Raw genomic sequence first — 17,952 nt, forward strand, 5'->3', positions numbered from 1 at the left:
CCTCAGGCGCCAGCGGTGGGCAGGCGGAAAGACGCCAGCTCCTGGGCGTCGAGCTGGCCGACCAGGCCCGTTTCCCAGGCCAGGTAGCGCCGCGCGGCTTCCTTGTTGCCGTCGTGCCGGTCGTGCACGAAAAACAGGTGGTCGATGCATGCCGCATCGCTGGGCGTATCGGGCGTGGCCACCACACCCAGCCCGGCAGCGCGCCAGGCGGCCATGCCGCCTTCCAGCAGCAGCGGCGGCTGGGCGGGCTGGCATTCGGTCATGGCCCAGGCGGCCAGCGCGGGTTCGTCGGCGACCAGCGCGATCTGGCGCGTCTCGCCGGCGAGGTCGGCCGTGAGCCGGGGCCGGATGGACCAGCGGGCGCCGTCGATGTGCCCGGCGCGGTAGGCCATGCCGGGGCGCAGGTCGACGACGGCGATGTCGCCCCGCGCCAGGCGCGTCGCCAGCGCCTGAACGGAGAGTGTGGGCAGCGCGGGCGGCACGGGCGTGCTGGGGGCCGGCAGCGAGAGCCCGCTGGAGAGCCCGCCCTTGAGCACGCAGGCGTCATGCCCCATCTGGCGCAGCCAGCTGGCGACCGTGGGCGCGCGCACGCCATCGTCGTCGAACAGCACCAGCCGGGCGCCGCGCACGCCGATGTATTGGTCGAACGCCTGCATCAGCTGCCCGCCCGGCGTGTGCTGCGCACCGGGCAGGCTGCCCTGGGCGAATTCCTCCGGCGTGCGCACGTCGCACAGGAACAGCGTGCGGCCGGCGTCCGCGGCCCAGGCCCGCACGGCCTGGGCGTTCACCGTCGGCACGCCGAAGCGCCCGGCCAGCCGGTGCGCCGCCTCGCGCAGGGCCGGGCTGCCGGAGCCGTCGGGGTAGCGCCGGGTGCCGCCATGTTCCAGCGCCTGATCGGCCAGGAACCAGCCCTGGGTGCCGTTTTCCAGCGCATAGACGGGGTTGGGGATGCCGAGGTTGATGAGCGTCTGCGCGCCGATGATCGAGCGCGTGCGGCCGGCGCAGTTGATCACGATCGGCGTGGTGTCGTCGGGCACCAGGGCGCGCACGCGGTAGGCCAGCTCGCCGTTGGGACAGCAGGTGGCCGTGGGGATGTTCATCTTGCGGAACTCGGAGGCCGGGCGGCCGTCCAGCACCACCACCGGCGTGGGGCCGGCGATCATGGCCGCCAGCTGCGGTGCCGACACCCGGGGGGTGTGGTAGGTCTTCTCGGCCAGTTCGCCGAAGGTCTTGGAGGGCAGGTTGACGCCCGCGAACAGCACGTAGCCGGCGGCCCGCCAGCCCCGGGTGCCGCCTGCCAGCACGCCGACGCGGCGATAGCCCAGGGCCGACAGCCGCGCCGCCGCGCGCTGGGCGACGCCGCCTTCTTCATCGTCCCCGGTACCGTCGTCGTACACCACGGTGCGCACATCGAGTCGCGGCACCAGGCGCTGCACCTCCAGCTCCAGCCGACTGTAGGGGAGGGGGGTCGCATGGAAGAGGTGGGCCTCGCCGTACTGGCCGTGCTCCCGCACGTCGAGCACGGCGATCTCCTCGCCATCGTGCAGCCAGGTCTTGAGCAGGGCGGGGACAATGCGTTCGATCGTCATGTGAAGAGGCGGGGGCGTGGTCAGCGGCGCGTCTGCACGCCAATACTCATGGTCTGGCAGGTGCCTTGATCCAGGTCGTAGGCGGTGCGCTGGTTCAGGGTCTCCAGCGCGCGGCCGTACATGTGCAGGTGGCGGATGACCTGCTCCCCTTCGATCTGCACCGAATGGATGTCTTCGGGCATCAGGGCGATGCCGTGGCCGGGCTCCACCAGGATGCGGCCTGTTTCCCGCAGCGTGCCGACGCCGGGCACGGTGCCGTCATCGGTGCGCTCGTACACGCGGTTGACCTCGGTGCCCTCCACCGCTGCGATGCAGGCCCAGGTGGTGTGGTTGTGCGGCACGATCTTCTTGCCCGGGCGCATCACGTTCAGGTAGAGCGCGTAGCTCTGGTCCGCGTCTTCCGCGATCATGTAGCGGGCCTGGTGTTCGCCGGCCTCGGGCGGGGGAAAGTTCGCCGCCTGCCACAGCTCGGGCCGGGCGGCGATCGCCTCCAGGCAGGCCAGGACGGTGGCGAGGGAGGCGCGCGTGGGTTCGGCCTCGCCGATGGCGCGTTTCATCTGCGCGATGGCCGCGCTGACGGCCTGCTTGCGTTGTTCACTGACGGTAGTCACCGGGGTCTCCTTGTGTTCGGCGCCGATGCCGCTGCTGCCGGTTCTCCGATCAGCCAGGGAATAGCCGGATCGACAAGCCGGCGAGCATTCCCGTGAAGAGCGGGCGCACTCGGCAATGCTAACCGCTGGAGGGTGATGGGCGCGCACCTCATCCGAAGTACGGAACATATGCGCGGCGGCTGTTGCGCCTGTCGCGGCCGGATGGCTGAATGGCCGCAAGACTTTCTGCACCGAGACCGCTATGCGCTACGAAGACTTCCAATTCCTTCTGTTCGACCGCCAGCCCGACGGCGTGCTGCTGATCACGCTCAACCGGCCCGAGGTGATGAACGCCACCAACGACCGCATGCACTGGGAGCTGACCCAGGTCTGGGGCGTGGTGCACGACGACCCCGGCGTCAAGGTCGCCGTGGTCACGGGCGCCGGCGAGCGCGCGTTCTCCGCCGGCGGCGACCTGTCGGTGGTGGAGGCCATGTCGAACAGCCAGGAGGCGACCCTGCGGGTGATGAAGGAAGCCTCGGACATCGTCTACAACATGCTGGCCTGCGACAAGCCCATCGTCTCGGCCATCAACGGCACGGCCGTGGGCGCGGGCCTGGCGGTGGCGCTGCTGGCCGACGTCAGCGTGATGGCCGAGGACGCGCGCCTCACCGACGGGCACACGCGCCTGGGCGTTTCGGCCGGCGACCACGCCGCCATCGTCTGGCCGCTGCTGTGCGGCATGACCAAGGCCAAGTACTACCTGATGACGGCCGAGATGATCGACGGGCGCGAGGCCGAGCGCATCGGCCTGGTCACCTTCTGCGCGCCGCGCGCCGAGGTGCTGCCCAAGGCGCTGGCGATCGCGGCCAACCTGGCGCGCGGCAGCCAGACCGCCATCCGCGCCACCAAGAAATCGCTCAACAACTGGATGCGCCTGGCGGGGCCGGTGTTCGACAACTCGCTGGCGCTGGAGATGCTGTGCTTCCTGGGCCCCGACGTGAAGGAAGGCCTGGCGGCGCTGCGCGAGAAGCGCGCGCCCCGGTTCCCGTCGGCGCAACTGCCCGGGGCCTGAAGCGGCGCCCGCCGGAGGCTATGAGCATGCAGGATTCAGCGGACTTCGCATCTTCGGCGCTGGCCCAGGTCGTGGCCGACTGGAACCGCGCGGGCGCCACGTGGGACGCGGCGGCCTTGTCCGCCGTCTATGCCGAGGACGGCCTGCTGTTCGGCGGCCGGCCGGGGCATGCCGTGGGCCGCGCAGCCATCCGGGGCTACTTCGCGTCGTACGACGGTGTGATCCTCGCGGGCGCCATGAGGATGTCCGGCACCGAACTGCGCGTGCTGCCCGGCGGCTGCGTGCTGGCGCAAGGGATGGTGCACTTCGCGTTCACGCTGGCGGGAGGCGAGCAGACGCGCTCCACGCTGCGCGCCACGCTGGTGCTGCGGCAGGAAGGCGACGGCTGGCGCATCCTCGACCACCACTTCTCCACCGTGCCTGAGGCGCCGCCGCTGGGCCAGGATTGATGCGGGGCGCGCAGGGCGCGCGCGCTCCCGAATCTCCGGCTGGTGTCGATGCGCCGCAGTACCCGATCGTTTGCACATGCTCCATAAATAGGAGCTGCCGGTGCTTGATGCACAAGGCCTGGAAGACTTTTTATTCAAGAGAGTGGGCCTGGGAAATCGAGTATGCCAATGTACGGAACATATGAGCGAGAGCCGTTGACGCACCCGGGCACGGACTCGTCCAATGCAGTCATGGTCAGGGTGATGCAGCCCTTGCCAGCCTGTCTATCCCAACCTCAAGGAGACATCATGAAAAACACGTTCCACCTGTCGGCACTGGCCAAGGTCGTCGGTGCGGCATCGCTTCTGGCGGTGACCCACCTGGCGGCGGCCGACACCATCAAGCTGGGCATGTCCGTCCCGCTGTCGGGCTCGGGCGCGAACTGGGGCAAGGGCGCCGAAGTGATGTGCGCCAAGGCCGCCGAAGAGGTCAAGTCGCAGGGTGGTGTCAAGGTCAAGGGCAAGACCTATGACTTCGAGTGCGTGGGCTACGACAACAAGTACAACGCCGCTGAAGGCGCCAAGGTGGCGCAGGCGCTGGTGGAGCGCGACGGGGTGAAGTTCGTGGCCGGCAGCATCGGCACGGCGCCGGTGCGGGCACTGCAGTCGCTGACCGAGCGCCGTAAGGTTCTGATGTTCACGTCCGGCTGGGGCAGCAGCATCAAGGGGCCGAAGTTCCCGCTGACCTTCACGCAGATGAACACGCCCAACGAGATCGTTGCGCCGCTGATCGCCAGCATCAAGAAGCTGAATCCCGCCATCAAGACGGTGGTCATGCTCAACCCCAACGACGCCACCGGACAGGAGACCGAGAAAGTCGCCAAGGTGGCATGGGAGAAGAATGGCGTGAAGGTGCTGGTGAGCGACTGGTACGAGCGCGGCACCAGCGAGTTCCAGCCGATTGCCGCCAAGCTCGCCGCGGCCAAGCCCGACGTGGTCGACCTGGGCACCATGCCCCCGGCTGATGCTGGGCTGGTCTTCAAGGAGCTGAAAGCTCTGGGCTGGAACGGTGTGAAGGTGGTCGAGGTGGGCACCGGCGCCGACGGCCTGCTGGCCACCGGCAAGGATGCCGTAGAGGGCGCCTACCTGGGCGCCGCCGTCGACGCATCCAGCATGACGCCGCACCAGAAATCGCTGGACGACAGCGTGCGCAAGGCCACCGGCGAGGGCGTGAACGCCATCCAGATCGGTTTCTATGACGCGGTGTGGGCCCTCAAGGCCGCCATGGAGAAGGCGCAGAGCATCGATCCCGAAGAGGTCGGCAAAGCCATGTTCACCGTGAAGTTCAAGGGGTTCTTCGGCGACACGGGCTTCGGCGGCAAGGCCGTCTACGGCAGCGACCAGCAGATGCTCATCCCGGTCATCATCACCCAGCTGGTGGGCAACGCGCTGAAGGAGGTGGATCGGGTGCAGAAGTGAGCCGGCGCCGAGTCGCAGACTCCTGAAATATGAGCTGCGGGCGCTTGCCTACAAAATATTTCAGATGATCTTTATCTGAAATCAAGTAGCAGCAAGCGCAAGCAGCTCTCTAACTGATAGCGAACCTTCTTCCACACGGGGTATGCCCGTCGCCGGGCGTGCCGGGAGCCATGCCCATGCAGGACATCCTCCAGTTGCTGTTCACGGCGCTGCAGATCAGCTCGGTCTACATCCTTTTCTCGCTCGGGCTCACCATCATCTTCGGCGTGCTGAAGGTGGTGAACTTCGCGCACGGGCAGTTCTTCACCTTCGGTGCGCTGGTGCTGTCGCTGGCGCTGGGGGCGCTGGCACCCAGCCTGGGGCACGGCTGGGCCGCCTACCTGCTGGCAGGGCTGGCGGGGCTGGCGGCCTGCATGGTGGCCGGGCTGGTGGTCTACCAGTTCGGCTTCAAGCGGCTGGAGCGCGACATGATCGGCTCCTTCATCCTGTCGGCCGGGCTGGTGCTGCTGTTCGAGGGCATCATGCTGGAGGTCTTCGGCGGCGCAGTGCGGCCCGTGCCGGCGCTGCTGGAGGGCAACGTGCACTTCCTGGGCTTGACGGTGTCCAGCCAGCGGCTGGTGCTGCTGGTGTTCGCGGCGCTGCTGACGGCGGCCATCATCGTGCTGCTGCAACGCACGCGCTTCGGCAAGGCGCTGCGCGCCGTTGCCATCGACCACGAGGCGGCCATGCTGCAGGGCATCGCCTACCGGCAGATCGCGCTGTACGGTTTTCTGCTGGCCACTGCCGTGGCCGCCATCGCCGGCATGCTGATCGCGCCGTCGGCCGCCGTCACGCCCACGCTGGGCGACTCGTACCTCGTCAAGGGCTTCATCGCCGTGGTGGTGGGCGGCATGGGCAGCATCGTCGGCGCCATCGTGGGCAGCGTGCTGATCGCGCTGCTGGAGTCGTTCGTGGGCTTCTACTTCGACCCGTCGCTGGCCAACCTGGCGATCTTCGTGATCGTCATGGTCGTGCTGCTGGTCCGGCCGAAAGGATTCTTCGGAAATGACTGAGCACAAGGACTCGATCGGCATCGCGCTCATCGGTTGCGTGCTGCTGGCCTGCGTGGCCTTCGGCGGTAGCTACACCGGCAGCCTGATGGTCTGGATGGCGCTGGCGGCGGCACTGGCGTCCAGCCTGCGCTTTGTGCTGCTGATCGGCGAGCTGAACTTCGCCTCGGCCGCGTTCTATGGCATCGGCGCCTACTGCACCGGCACCATCGCCAACACGGTGGATTGGCCCTTCTTCGTCACGCTGGTGCTCAGCAGCCTGCTGGCGCTGGGGGTGAGCATCGTCTTCGGCGGCATCACGCTGAAAGTGAAGGGGCCGTACTTCCTGCTGATCGGCTTCGCCTTCACCGAGGCGATGCGCCTGCTCTACACCCGCACCGACGCGCTGGGCGGCAATTCGGGCCTGGTGGGTATCTTCCCGCCGATGTGGCTCGACCCGTACTACAAATACTTCGCCACCGCGCTGTGCTTCGCGCTCATCCTGGGCATGCTGGCCATCGAGCGCTCGCACCTGGGCAAGATCTTCATCGCCATCCGCGACAACGAGAACGTGGTGCGCAGCGTGGGCAATCGCGTGTTCCTCACCAAGGTGGTGTGCTTCGCCATCGCCTCGGCGGTGGCGGGGCTGATCGGCTCGCTGCACGCTTACGCCAACAACGTCATCAGCCCGCTGGACTTCGGCTTCATGCTCTCGACCTTCGCGCTGGCCTACCTGAAGGTGGGCGGCGAGGACAGCCCGCTCGGCCCCGTCATCGGCGCGGTACTGCTGGTGGGCGTAGCCAGCTGGGCGCAGAGCATGGGCGGCAGCGAGCACATCCTGTACGGGGCGGCCATCGTGCTGTCGGTGCTGTTCATGCCCAAAGGGCTGATGGGCGCCTTGAGTAGCTTGCGCGGGCAGCTGCGCGACGGCAAGGGAGGGCGCTGAGCATGGCAGGCACCAACACCCTCCTGACGGGCCGCAACCTGTCCAAGCAGTTCAAGGGGCTGCTGGCCGTCTCGGGCGTGGACATCGACATCCGCGCGGGCGAGATCGTCGGCCTCATCGGCCCCAACGGCGCGGGCAAGAGCACCACGTTCAACCTGCTCAGCGGCTTTCTTCAACCCACCACGGGCCAGCTCACCATCGCCGGCGCTGACATGACCGGCGCCACACCTGAGCGCATCAGCCGCCAGGGTCTGGTGCGCACTTTCCAGCATGGCAGCTACCTGCCCACGATGATGGTGCGCGACAACGTACTCATCGGCGCGCTGGGCGGCACGCGCAACGGCCGCGTGCGCCATGCCGAGCAGGAGCGGGTGATCGAAGAAGCGCTCGCGCTGTTCGGCCTGTCCGACCAGTCGAACGCGGTGGCCAAGAACCTGCCGCACGGCTTGCAGCGGTTGCTGAGCATGGCCATCGCCTTCGCCGCGCGGCCGCAACTGATCTGCTACGACGAGCCGCTCACCGGCCTGAACCAGACCGAGGTGGCCGAAACCCTGAAGGTCTATCGCCGACTGAAATCGGAGTACGGCATGTCCATGCTGCTGGTAGAGCACAACATGCGCGCCGTCATGGCCATCTGCGACCGCATCTACGTGCTGCACCACGGCGAGATCATCTTCACTGGCACACCCGACGAGGTGAAGAGCAGCGATGTGGTGCTCAAGGCCTACCTGGGGGAAGCGCATGACCTCTGAACACACCCTGGCCGTGCGCGAACTGTGCGTCAACTACGGCGCCGTGCCGGCCGTCACCGGCGTGAACATGGAAGTGAAGGGCGGCAGCATCGTCGGCCTGATCGGTGCCAACGGCGCGGGCAAGTCCACGCTCATTAAGGCCATCACCGGCCTGGTGAAGGTGCGCTCGGGCGAGGTCACGCTGGGCGGCAAGCCGCTGACCAACCGTGCGCCCAATGTCATCCTCGACCACGGTATTGCCCTGGTACCCGAGGGCCGGCGCCTGTTCGGCAGCATGACGGTGCGCGAGAACCTGGAGATGGGCGTCTACCGCATCCGTGACATGGCCAGGCGCGCCGAGTTGTTCGACACCTGCCTGCACTACTTCCCTGATCTCAAGGTCAAACTGCCGAGCGATGCCAGCTCCCTCTCTGGCGGCCAGCAGCAGATGGTGGCGGTGGCGCGTGCCTTGATGAGCGCGCCCAGCGTCCTGCTGCTCGACGAGCCCACCATCGGCCTGGCGCCCGCGTTCGTCAATGTCATCAGCGCGGTGGTGCGCGACATCAACAAGCAGGGCGTGACCGTGCTGCTGGTGGAGCAGAACGCCGAGGTGGCGCTGCGCGTGAGCCACTATGCCTATGTGCTGGAATCGGGCGCGGTGGTCAAGCACGGGCCTTCGGACGTGTTCCTGAACGATCCGGACATCAAGAAGGCCTATCTGGGGCTATGAGCATCGCATTCCCCGGGACGTGGAAATCCGGGTCGATGCATGAACGGAACGCCTACCGATCACCATCAAGGTGGCTCATGACATGCGCTGAACCGCTATTCCAATGCACGGAACATTGTGAATGCTTGCGTTGCTTTCAGTGTGTAGCCAGACTAACTTCGAGACTTGTACTAAACCATCAAAGGAGACAAAGCATGCGGAAATCCATCGTAGCGGTCGCACTGGCCGGATTGGCGGCACTGGCTGGTTTTCAGGCCAGCGCACAAACTTCAAGTGAGCCCGTCAAGATCGGCGTGCTGACCGATATGTCTGGCGTCTATTCCGATGTGGCTGGGGCGGGATCGGTGGTCGCGGCCAAGATGGCGATCGAGGATTTCGGCGGCAAGGTTCTTGGTCGTCAGATCGAACTAGTATCCGGAGACCATCAGAATAAACCCAGCGTTGCGGCATCCCTGGCGCGTGAGTGGTACGAAAACAAAGGCGTCGACGTCATCGTCGATCTGGCGAGCTCGGGCGCTGCCCTGGCGGTCCAGAATATCGCTAAGGACCTGGGTCGCATTTCTCTTATCTCGTCAGGATCGGCCGACGTGGCCACGAACAAGGCCTGTTCACCCACAGGCGCGATGTGGACCTACGACTCCTATTCATCTGGCAAGGTCCTGGTGTCCGAGGCCAAGCCCGGTTCGACCTGGTTCTTTCTCACGCTTGATAACGAAGGCGGTACCTTCCTGCAGAACTCATCCGAGTCCTTCATCAAGGAGGCGGGCGGCAAGGTCGTCGGGGCGGTGCGGATCCCGATCGACACCACGGACATGTCCTCGTTCCTGCTGCAGGCTCAAGCGTCCAAGGCGCAGTACATCGTGATGGCTGCTGCGGGTGACTTCACGGTCAAGGTCGTGCATCAAGCGCACGAGTTCGGCATCGCCGACGGCGGACAGAAGATCGTGGGGACTGTCGTTTTTCTGACCGATCTGAAGTCGATGGGGTTGAACAACGCTCAGGGCCTCCTCTTTACGACAGGCTTCTTTCCCGAGGCAAGCCCCAAGGCGCTCGAATGGTCCAAGCGCTTTCAGGCCAAGCATGGCGGCAAGATGCCCAACGACACCCAGGCGGGGGTCTATTCGACGGTCTCGCACTACCTGAAGGCCGTGCAGGCCGCTAATACCAAGGATTCCAAGACGGTCATGGCCAAGATGCGTGAGATGCCCGTCAACGACATGTTCGCCAAGAACGGCAAGCTGCGCGAGGACGGACGCATGGTGCATGACATGTACCTCGTGCAGGCGAAGAAACCGTCCGAGTCCAAGGATCCGTGGGATCTGGTGAAGCTCGTGCGAGTCGTGCCGGGCGACGAGGCCTTCCGGCCTCTGTCCAAGAGCGAGTGTCCCCTGGTCAAGAAGAACTAGGAGTGGGTCAAGCCGTGGATCAGGCCATACTTGAATGCCGTGATCTCACGAAAACCTTCTCGGGTTTTCATGCGGTCAATGGAGTCAGTCTGAAGGTGCGCCGAGGGACGATTCATGCCTTGATCGGCCCCAACGGTGCGGGCAAGACGACGTTGTTCAACCTGTTGACGAAATTCCTGGTGCCGACGGCAGGGCAGATTCTGTTCAACGACCAGGACATCACAGCCATGGCGCCGGCCGACGTCGCACGGCTCGGCCTGGTGCGCTCGTTCCAGATATCGGCGGTGTTTCCCCATCTATCGGTGCTTCAGAACGTGCGTCTGGCACTTCAGCGGGCACGCGGAAACTCCTTCGACTTCTTTCGCTCGCGCAAGGTGCTGAATGTGTTCGATGCGCGGGCCATGGAACTGCTGGCGGACGTAGGCCTGACCGAATACGCCAATGAAGCCGCGGTGTCGCTCTCCTATGGCCGCAAGCGCGCACTCGAGCTTGCTACCACACTGGCTCTGGAGCCCGAGATGATGTTGCTGGATGAGCCGACGGCCGGTATGGGTCACGAAGAAATCGACCGCATCGTGGAACTCGTGCGGCGTGCTGGCAAGGGTCGCACGGTCCTGATGGTCGAACACAACCTCTCGGTGGTTTCCTCGCTGTGCGACCGGATCACGGTGCTCACGCGGGGCCAGGTGCTGACCGAAGGGGACTACGCCGCCGTCTCTTCCAACGCCGAGGTGCAACAGGCCTACTTGGGAACGAGCCATGGCTGAACAGATAAATGCTCAACCGATGCTCGAAGTGCGTGGACTGCAGGCATGGTATGGCGAGAGTCACGTCCTGCATGGCGTGGACATGGAGATCCGCAAGGGCGAGGTGGTCACACTGCTGGGGCGTAATGGCGCTGGTAAGAGCACCACGCTCAAATCCATCATGGGGTTGGTCGCCAAGCGATCCGGATCCGTGCGCAAGGACGGCGCCGAAACCATCGACCTGGTGCCCGAGCGCATCGCGCACCTGGGGGTCGCGCTGTGTCCGGAGGAGCGGGGCATCTACTCCAGCCTGTCGGTTCGGGAGAACCTGTTGCTGCCGCCGGTATTGCGGCCGGGGGGCGTCGACGTCGAATCGATCTTGGAGCTCTTTCCCAATCTGCGGGAACGCCTGGACACAGGGCAAGGAACCAAACTGTCCGGCGGAGAGCAGCAGATGCTGGCTATCGGCCGGATCATGCGTACCGGCGCAGATCTGCTATTGCTGGACGAACTGACCGAAGGTCTGGCGCCGCTGATCATCCACCAGATAGGTCGCACCATACACAAGCTCAAGGATCTGGGGTTCACGCTGTTGCTGGTCGAGCAGAACTTCCGATTTGCCGCCACGGTCGCCGACAGGTTCTACGTGATGGAGCACGGTCGCATCATCGACGGCTTCAGTGCGGATGAGTTGGAGAACAACATGGACAAACTGCACGTTTATCTGGGCGTCTGAGGAGGCAGTTCGCGATGCTCGAAGCTTTTGGGATTTCCCTTCAGGCCCTTTCAGGGCAATTGTTGCTTGGCCTGATCAACGGTGCGTTTTATGCGCTGTTGAGCCTTGGCCTCGCCGTCATCTTCGGCATGCTCGGCATCGTCAATTTTGCGCATGGCGCCTTGTACATGATGGGCGCCTTCGTGTCGTGGCTGCTGCTGACCTATCTGGGTATCGGCTATTGGTGGTCACTGTTGCTGGCGCCGCTGATCGTCGGCGTCTTCGGTGTCATCATAGAACGCACGCTGCTCAAACGAATCTATCACCTGGATCATTTCTACGGCCTGCTGCTCACATTCGGGCTGGCCCTCATCATCCAATCCGTGTTCCGCGTGCAGTTCGGTACGACGGGCCAGTCTTACGCCACGCCCGAACTGTTGAGCGGTGGCATCCGGCTGCCGTTCATGTTCCTGCCTTACTACCGCGCCTGGGTGATCGCCTTCTCGCTGGTCGTGTGCGTGCTCATCTTGCTGCTGATCGAGCACACGAAGATCGGCAGCTATCTTCGCGCCTCGACGGAGAACGCCCCGCTGATGCGGTCCTTCGGCGTCAATGTGCCGAGGGTGATTACTTTGACCTTCGCGGGCGGCGCGGCCCTCGCAGCGCTTGCCGGCGTGCTGGCCGCGCCCCTGTACAAGCCGTCGTCCATGATGGGCGACAACCTGCTCATCGTGGTCTTTGCCGTGGTTGTGATCGGCGGCATGGGTTCGCTCAAAGGCTCGATCATCACGGGTTTTGCGCTCGGCGTCATCGAGGGGCTGACGAAGTATTTCTATCCGCAGCTCTCGACGACCGTTGTCTTCCTGGTCATGATCCTCGTGATCCTCGTTCGGCCCCAGGGCCTGTTCGGGAAACCGCAGGATCCGGGTGGCAGCAGTCTGGGAGGGGTGGCGGAAGGGGCGGTGGCCGTGGGCGGCCGAGCGCTGAACTATGCGACGCTGGGCATGGCCATCTTGCTCGTGTTGGCCCCGCTGGCGCTTTATCCGCAGTTTCTCATGAGCGTCCTGTGTATGGCCATATTCGCCAGCGCGCTCAATCTGCTGGTGGGATACACGGGGTTGCTGTCCTTCGGGCATGCCATGTTCCTGGGTGGGGCCGCTTACGTCACCGCGTACGCCGCCAAGATAGGGGGGGCTTCACCGGAGCTGGCCATTCTTGGCGGCACGGCGGCCGCCACGCTACTGGGCCTCCTGGCCGGCGCCGTTGCCATCCGTCTCAAGGGCATCTATTTCGCGATGATGACCTTGGCACTGTCCCAACTCGTCTACTTCGTCTGCTCTCAATTCCCGGAGATCACGGGCGGAGAAGACGGCATACAGGGTGTGCCTAGAGGCAAGCTGTTCGGTTTCATCGATCTGCAGAACCAGATGACGATGTATTACGTGGTGTTGGTCATTTTCCTGGCGGCGATTCTGTTCGTGCGCCGCATCGTCCATTCGCCGTTCGGCGACGTGCTGAAGGCGATTCGGGAAAACGAAGCGCGCGCGATCTCGCTGGGCTACAAGACCGACCGCTACAAGTTGTTGGCATTCGTGCTTTCGGCTGGCATTGCCGGCTTGGCCGGTGCCACGCAGGCCATCGCGTTCCAGTTTGCCTCCCTGAGCGACACACACTGGTCCATGTCGGGTGAAGTCGTGCTGATGGTGTTGGTGGGCGGCCTGGGCACCATGCTGGGGCCCGTCGCCGGCGCCTTTGCCCTGGTGTCCATGCACTTTTTCTTCGCATCCTTGGGACAGTGGGTGACAGCTTTGCAAGGCGTGATCTTCATCTTGTGTGTCCTGACGTTCCGAGCTGGTCTGGTCGGTGAGGTGGCCAGGAGACTTGGGAAGCCGCTGTAACGGTTGAATTCACGTAAGGAAGATGCATGGGCAGACTGGAAGGCAAGGTCGCATTCGTGACCGGCGCGGGTGGCGGTATCGGAGGCGAAATCTGCAGGCAGTTCATCGCCGAAGGCGCGCGAGTGCTGGCTGGCGACATCCACGCCGATCTCGTCAAGGCCGTCGCCGAGACCAGTGGCGAGAGGAATGCGATCATTCCCCTCAGGCTGGACGTGACTGACGCAGAGAGCGTCCGTGCCGGCCTGGCCCATGCGGCGGAAATGTTCGGCAAGATCGACATCCTGTGCAATGCCGCGGGCGGATCCACGCCCAACGACGCGCGGGTGACCGATGCGCCGGAGGACGAGTTCTGGCGGGCGATCAGGCTCGATCTGTTCGGGACGTTCCTGGTGTGCAAATACGGCATTCCCTACCTGCAAAAGGCAGGCGGCGGTTCCGTCATCAATTTCTCTTCCATGGTGGCCGTGATGGCACTCACCGACCGCGACTGCTACACGGCAGCCAAGGGCGGCGTGCACGCACTGACCCGCTCCATGGCACCCGAATATGCACCGGACCGCATCCGCGTCAACGCGATTGCGCCTGGGTTAACGCTTTCCGAGCGGGTACGCCATCTGGTCGACGAGCGGGCAGAACTGCGCAAGCTGGCCGACCAGTGCTTGCTGGGGCCATGCGAGCCTATCGACATGGCGCACATGGCGGTCTACCTGGCATCAGACGAATCGCGGCACACCACCGGGCAAATCATCTCGGTGGATAGCGGCGTCACCATTTACTGACTCCCGAGGGAGCTTACCGTGCTTCCCATCAGAGACCTTGAGCAAGAGGAGATACCTATGACGAATGATCAGGCCCTGAAAGACAAGTTCATCAAGCTGCACGGCTACTGGAGCGACGATCTGGCGCTGGCGCTGGAAGCCGAGGCCGACTTCTTCAGCGACTACCTGCAGATGGCCGAAGTCGCCCTGGGCGCCGACTACCTCGATCGCAAGACCCGGCATCTGGTACTGATCGCAGCCAATGCTTCGGTCACGCATCGCAACGGGGAAGCGGTCTCGCAGCATATCGGAGCAGCACTGGACAACGGTGCGACCAAGGAGGAAATCCTCGAGGCGCTGCAACTGTCCTCGGCGCTGGGCATCCATGCTTATACCGAAGGCGCCCCAATCCTGCTCGACGAGTTAGGAAGGAGTGACGATCCCAAGCTGAAAGATGCATTCCCTCGCGGAGAGGCCTTCCAGAAGGTCAAGCAGGAGTTTTCCGAGAAGCGCGGGTACTGGAATGATCTGCTCGACGCCATGGTCCGCACGTCGCCCGAGTTCGTCATGGGCTACACGGCCTTCTCCTCGACGATTTGGCGCAAAGGTACCTTGCCGCCGATGGTGCGCGAACTGCTTTATGTGGCCATCGACATCTCCACCACTCATCTCTACCAGCCTGGCACGCGCATTCATGCCCGCAATGCCCTGCGTTATGGGGCCACGCCCGAGCAAGTAATCCAGGTCATTCAGTTGGTCGCGCTGATCGGGATGCAAAGTTTCATCCTGGGCGTGCCCAGGCTGCTGGCCGAGATCGAGCGCCGCGACCGCAAGGCTTGAAGAGCGGGGCCCGCCATCGTCATCGGAAAAGGCGGACAGACAGGCTTCCCGTCCGCCGGGCGGGAATCGGTCGGGCCCCTGTCGTATTTCAAAAGGACGGAACATGAGCAAAGGCACCGCAATCGTCACCGGAGGGGCAGGCACGCTCGGTCTGGCGATTTCCGAAGCACTCAAGAACGACGGCTGGAGCGTCATCATCCTTGATCGCCAGGAAGCACTGGCGAATTTCCAGCCCCCCGAGGGCATCCGGGCGGATGCCCTGGACATCACGGACTTCGAAGCCTGCCGCGCCTATTTGGCCAAGCTGCCGGAGCTGTCGGTGCTGGTCAACAATGCGGGCATCGCCAGACTTGCCCAGGTGCGCGATATCTCGCTGGAGGACTGGCGCCAGGTTCTCGAGGTCAACCTGACTGCGCCGCTGGTTCTGACCCAGCTGGCGACCGACCTGCTGGTGCGCAGCGGTCGCGGTGCGATCGTCAACATCGCCTCGATCGCGGGCATCCGGGCCGGTTTCGGCCGGGTGGCCTATGGCGCGTCGAAGGCCGGCATCATCCAGTTGACGCGCCAGACGGCGATGGAATACGCCCCGCTGGGCGTGCGCTGCAATGCCGTTGCGCCAGGGCCGGTCAACAGCAGTCTGGTGCGGGCGAAGCTGTCGAAGGAAGACTTCGACGAGTACCTCGAAGACATTCCGGCCAACCGCATGGCCGAACCGGAAGAAGTCGCCAATGCCGTTGCGTATCTCGCATCGGAAAAGGCGCTGTACATCACCGGGCAGTGCCTGGCCGTCGACGGTGGTTTCCTCTCGGCCGGGGCGGGCATCAAGAAAGCCCAACAACTGAAGCCGTAAAAAGAGGGCGATGCGAGCCCTCCGCGGGATCGTATTTCAATGCTGGAGAAAAGCGATGCTGATCGCAAAAAAGACCGCTGTCGTCACAGGTGCCGCGTCCGGGATCGGCGCGGCGATCGCTGAACGGTTGGCCGAAGAAGGCGCCTACGTCATCCTGACCGATGTGGACGATGCGCGCGGCGGCGAACTGTCTCGGGCCCTGGTAGAGCGTGGACTGAAGGCCAGCTACATCCACTGCGACAGCGGCAACCTTGAATCGATCGCCGGGATGATTGACAAGGCTGTGGCGCAAAACGGCCGGGTCGACATACTGGTGAACAACGCGGGCGTGACTCGGAAGATCAAACTGCTCGATCTGACGCCGCGGGACCGGGACTGGATTCAGAACGTCAATACGCGCGGCCTGTTCTTCACCATGCAGGGCTTTGCGCGCCACATGGTTGAGGCTGGCGGTGGCGTCGTTGTCAATATTGCCTCGATCGCGGGCAAGGGTGTGAAGGCCACATCGAATGCCTGCTATGCCGCGTCCAAGGCGGCTGCGGTTGTGATGTCGCGCGTGGCCGCGACCGAATTGGGGCGTAGTGGCGTGCGGGTCAACTCGGTGTGCCCCGGCGCAACCCGCACCGCGTTGCTGGATGACTTGGAAAAAGCCAATCCAGTCGGTTTCCAGAAGATGCTGGATGAAACCGCACTTGGCCGCTTCGCCACGCCGCGCGATATTGCGGATGCTGTTCTGTTCCTTGCCTCAGACCTGTCGAGCAGCGTTACCGGCCAGTCGATCAATGTCGACAACGGTCTGATGTGGGACTGACCTGGACGCAAGGTGCTCCTGTTCTGCTTTGACGCGATGGTAGGTGGTTGAACCGGTGACACAGATCCAAGGGCGATTTGTCCAATCTGCGGTCGGTGAAGTCCGATTTGGTGTCGGCTGCGTCAACCAACTGGAGTTGCTCTTGGCACGGGATGGCGTGCGACGAGCCGTGGTCGTCACTGGGAGCACATTGGCGGGCACACCCGAATTGCTCAGCGCGGTGACGGGGGCCATGGGCGAGCGCTGCGTGGGGGTGTTTTGCGAAACTGAGCCTCACGTGCCGCGTGAAGCGGCGCTTGCCGCGGCTGAATTCATGCGAGAGAAGGCGGCCGATGCGGTGGTCAGCTTTGGCGGCAGCACGCAGAGCGATACCGCCAAGGGAGCGGTTTGGGCGCTGGCTGGCGGTCTGCGCGCGCCCGTCGATTTCGATCCCTTTGTCATCCGTTTCGAGTACCCCTCGATGAGGACCGTGCCGCCGATGCGTGGTGTGGCCTTGCCGATCTACGCAGTGCCCACGACGCTATCGGCGGGCGAATTCACCAACATTGCCGGACTGACCGATACGGCCTGCGGCGAGAAACACCTGTACCAAGATCGCCAATTGGGCGCTCGTGCTGTGCTCTTGGACCCGGCCCTGACGCTGAGAACACCCGAATGGCTGTGGCTGTCCTCGGGCATCAAAGCAGTGGATCACTGTGTCGAGGCGTGGTTCTCAATCACCGCGCAGCCCATGACGGATGCGCTGGCCGTGGAAGGGTTGGCCGCGCTGATGCGCGCGCTGCCCGCCAGCCGCCGCAACCCCGAGGATTTGGAAGCAAGATTGCAATGCCAGATCGCTGCTTGGCTTTCTGTCTCTGGACTGGCGAACGTCAGCCTCGGCCTCAGCCACGGCCTGGGGCATCAGTTGGGAGGGCGCTGCAAAGTCGCACATGGCTATACCTCTTGCGTGTTGCTGCCGCGAGTTGTCGGCTTTAACGCCGAGGCAACGTCCGTCCGTCGTGCGGTCCTGTGCCGCAGACTCGAGGCTACTCTGGATCGACCTTTCCCGGTCGACGAATTCCAACACAGGCTGCGCGCGCTGATCAGTGACGAACTCGGATTGCCTTTGCGCTTGCGCGACCTGGGCGTTGCACGCGCAGACTTGCCTTTCATCGCCCAGGCTGCGTTGCGCGACCCGATCGTGGCAACGAATCCCCGGCCGGTTCGTTCGGTCGAGGAGGTGATGGCCGTCCTGAATGCAGCATGGTGACTCCATACACATGTTGCTTTGATTGAGCAGGAGGAGATGCATATGAAGGATGATCGAGCGCTACGGTGGCAAGGCTTGGAAGT

18 protein-coding genes are annotated in these 17,952 nt (G+C 64.2%); 16 read left to right on the forward strand and 2 right to left on the reverse strand.

The window, feature by feature from the left end; all coding sequences use genetic code 11:
- Positions 1 to 2: 2 nt before the first annotated feature.
- Positions 3 to 1,589 (reverse strand): rhodanese-like domain-containing protein, encoded by a 1,587-nt coding sequence (locus tag QM772_RS17890; RefSeq protein ID WP_415138885.1) that lies wholly within the window; start codon positions 1,587 to 1,589, stop codon positions 3 to 5.
- 20 nt (positions 1,590 to 1,609) lie between these two features.
- The gene (locus QM772_RS17895) at positions 1,610 to 2,200 is read right to left on the reverse strand and encodes a hypothetical protein (protein ID WP_415138887.1); all 591 of its coding nucleotides are present in this window, start codon (positions 2,198 to 2,200) and stop codon (positions 1,610 to 1,612) included.
- Between the two features lie 241 nt (positions 2,201 to 2,441).
- Between QM772_RS17895 and QM772_RS17900 the strand changes: the two genes are divergently transcribed.
- The 16 genes from QM772_RS17900 to QM772_RS17975 all read left to right on the forward strand — a co-directional run bounded on the left by QM772_RS17900 (position 2,442) and on the right by QM772_RS17975 (position 17,869).
- A complete protein-coding gene (locus QM772_RS17900; RefSeq protein ID WP_415138889.1) occupies positions 2,442 to 3,254 on the forward strand; it encodes an enoyl-CoA hydratase/isomerase family protein in 813 nt (270 codons plus the stop codon).
- 26 nt (positions 3,255 to 3,280) lie between these two features.
- Complete coding sequence (locus QM772_RS17905; protein WP_415138891.1) at positions 3,281 to 3,703, forward strand: YybH family protein; 423 nt, start codon at positions 3,281 to 3,283, stop codon at positions 3,701 to 3,703.
- Between the two features lie 288 nt (positions 3,704 to 3,991).
- Positions 3,992 to 5,161, forward strand: a complete 1,170-nt coding sequence (locus QM772_RS17910) for an ABC transporter substrate-binding protein (RefSeq protein WP_415138893.1) — start codon at positions 3,992 to 3,994, stop codon at positions 5,159 to 5,161.
- Between the two features lie 176 nt (positions 5,162 to 5,337).
- On the forward strand, positions 5,338 to 6,213 hold the full coding sequence (locus QM772_RS17915; RefSeq protein ID WP_415138895.1) for a branched-chain amino acid ABC transporter permease: 876 nt from the start codon (positions 5,338 to 5,340) through the stop codon (positions 6,211 to 6,213).
- Positions 6,206 to 7,135: a branched-chain amino acid ABC transporter permease gene (locus QM772_RS17920; protein WP_415138897.1), complete on the forward strand. Its 930-nt coding sequence runs from the start codon at positions 6,206 to 6,208 to the stop codon at positions 7,133 to 7,135. The genes QM772_RS17915 and QM772_RS17920 overlap by 8 nt, the downstream gene beginning before the upstream one ends.
- 2 nt (positions 7,136 to 7,137) lie before the next feature.
- On the forward strand, positions 7,138 to 7,887 hold the full coding sequence (locus tag QM772_RS17925; RefSeq protein WP_415138898.1) for an ABC transporter ATP-binding protein: 750 nt from the start codon (positions 7,138 to 7,140) through the stop codon (positions 7,885 to 7,887).
- The gene (locus tag QM772_RS17930) at positions 7,877 to 8,596 is read left to right on the forward strand and encodes an ABC transporter ATP-binding protein (protein WP_415138899.1); all 720 of its coding nucleotides are present in this window, start codon (positions 7,877 to 7,879) and stop codon (positions 8,594 to 8,596) included. The genes QM772_RS17925 and QM772_RS17930 overlap by 11 nt, the downstream gene beginning before the upstream one ends.
- A 194-nt stretch (positions 8,597 to 8,790) precedes the next feature.
- Complete coding sequence (locus tag QM772_RS17935; protein WP_415138901.1) at positions 8,791 to 10,002, forward strand: ABC transporter substrate-binding protein; 1,212 nt, start codon at positions 8,791 to 8,793, stop codon at positions 10,000 to 10,002.
- A 14-nt stretch (positions 10,003 to 10,016) separates the two neighbouring features.
- Positions 10,017 to 10,769, forward strand: coding sequence for an ABC transporter ATP-binding protein (locus QM772_RS17940; protein ID WP_415138903.1), 753 nt, complete (start codon positions 10,017 to 10,019; stop codon positions 10,767 to 10,769).
- Positions 10,762 to 11,484, forward strand: coding sequence for an ABC transporter ATP-binding protein (locus QM772_RS17945; protein ID WP_415138905.1), 723 nt, complete (start codon positions 10,762 to 10,764; stop codon positions 11,482 to 11,484). The genes QM772_RS17940 and QM772_RS17945 overlap by 8 nt, the downstream gene beginning before the upstream one ends.
- A 14-nt stretch (positions 11,485 to 11,498) precedes the next feature.
- A complete protein-coding gene (locus QM772_RS17950) occupies positions 11,499 to 13,361 on the forward strand; it encodes an ABC transporter permease (protein ID WP_415138907.1) in 1,863 nt (620 codons plus the stop codon).
- 26 nt (positions 13,362 to 13,387) lie between these two features.
- Complete coding sequence (locus QM772_RS17955) at positions 13,388 to 14,140, forward strand: SDR family NAD(P)-dependent oxidoreductase (RefSeq protein WP_415138909.1); 753 nt, start codon at positions 13,388 to 13,390, stop codon at positions 14,138 to 14,140.
- Between the two features lie 57 nt (positions 14,141 to 14,197).
- The gene (locus QM772_RS17960; protein ID WP_415138911.1) at positions 14,198 to 14,959 is read left to right on the forward strand and encodes a carboxymuconolactone decarboxylase family protein; all 762 of its coding nucleotides are present in this window, start codon (positions 14,198 to 14,200) and stop codon (positions 14,957 to 14,959) included.
- A gap of 103 nt (positions 14,960 to 15,062) precedes the next feature.
- Positions 15,063 to 15,809 (forward strand): SDR family NAD(P)-dependent oxidoreductase, encoded by a 747-nt coding sequence (locus tag QM772_RS17965; protein WP_415138913.1) that lies wholly within the window; start codon positions 15,063 to 15,065, stop codon positions 15,807 to 15,809.
- A 55-nt stretch (positions 15,810 to 15,864) separates the two neighbouring features.
- Positions 15,865 to 16,620 carry an SDR family NAD(P)-dependent oxidoreductase gene (locus QM772_RS17970; RefSeq protein ID WP_415138915.1) on the forward strand — a complete coding sequence of 252 codons (756 nt, stop codon included), beginning with the start codon at positions 15,865 to 15,867 and terminating at the stop codon, positions 16,618 to 16,620.
- 55 nt (positions 16,621 to 16,675) lie between these two features.
- Positions 16,676 to 17,869 (forward strand): iron-containing alcohol dehydrogenase, encoded by a 1,194-nt coding sequence (locus tag QM772_RS17975; RefSeq protein WP_415138917.1) that lies wholly within the window; start codon positions 16,676 to 16,678, stop codon positions 17,867 to 17,869.
- Positions 17,870 to 17,952 lie beyond the last annotated feature (83 nt).

Origin of the sequence: Ottowia sp. (assembly GCF_047601385.1) — a bacterium.
GTDB lineage: Bacteria > Pseudomonadota > Gammaproteobacteria > Burkholderiales > Burkholderiaceae_C > Ottowia.

Coding starts and splice junctions, on each gene's coding strand:
- QM772_RS17945 (WP_415138905.1), top strand. CDS start 10,762: ATGGCTGAACAGATAAATGCTCAACCGATGCTCGAAGTGCGTGGACTG.
- QM772_RS17925 (WP_415138898.1), top strand. CDS start 7,138: ATGGCAGGCACCAACACCCTCCTGACGGGCCGCAACCTGTCCAAGCAG.
- QM772_RS17960 (WP_415138911.1), top strand. CDS start 14,198: ATGACGAATGATCAGGCCCTGAAAGACAAGTTCATCAAGCTGCACGGC.
- QM772_RS17970 (WP_415138915.1), top strand. CDS start 15,865: ATGCTGATCGCAAAAAAGACCGCTGTCGTCACAGGTGCCGCGTCCGGG.
- QM772_RS17935 (WP_415138901.1), top strand. CDS start 8,791: ATGCGGAAATCCATCGTAGCGGTCGCACTGGCCGGATTGGCGGCACTG.
- QM772_RS17900 (WP_415138889.1), top strand. CDS start 2,442: ATGCGCTACGAAGACTTCCAATTCCTTCTGTTCGACCGCCAGCCCGAC.
- QM772_RS17950 (WP_415138907.1), top strand. CDS start 11,499: ATGCTCGAAGCTTTTGGGATTTCCCTTCAGGCCCTTTCAGGGCAATTG.
- QM772_RS17910 (WP_415138893.1), top strand. CDS start 3,992: ATGAAAAACACGTTCCACCTGTCGGCACTGGCCAAGGTCGTCGGTGCG.
- QM772_RS17955 (WP_415138909.1), top strand. CDS start 13,388: ATGGGCAGACTGGAAGGCAAGGTCGCATTCGTGACCGGCGCGGGTGGC.
- QM772_RS17905 (WP_415138891.1), top strand. CDS start 3,281: ATGCAGGATTCAGCGGACTTCGCATCTTCGGCGCTGGCCCAGGTCGTG.
- QM772_RS17920 (WP_415138897.1), top strand. CDS start 6,206: ATGACTGAGCACAAGGACTCGATCGGCATCGCGCTCATCGGTTGCGTG.
- QM772_RS17965 (WP_415138913.1), top strand. CDS start 15,063: ATGAGCAAAGGCACCGCAATCGTCACCGGAGGGGCAGGCACGCTCGGT.
- QM772_RS17930 (WP_415138899.1), top strand. CDS start 7,877: ATGACCTCTGAACACACCCTGGCCGTGCGCGAACTGTGCGTCAACTAC.
- QM772_RS17915 (WP_415138895.1), top strand. CDS start 5,338: ATGCAGGACATCCTCCAGTTGCTGTTCACGGCGCTGCAGATCAGCTCG.
- QM772_RS17890 (WP_415138885.1), bottom strand. CDS start 1,589: ATGACGATCGAACGCATTGTCCCCGCCCTGCTCAAGACCTGGCTGCAC.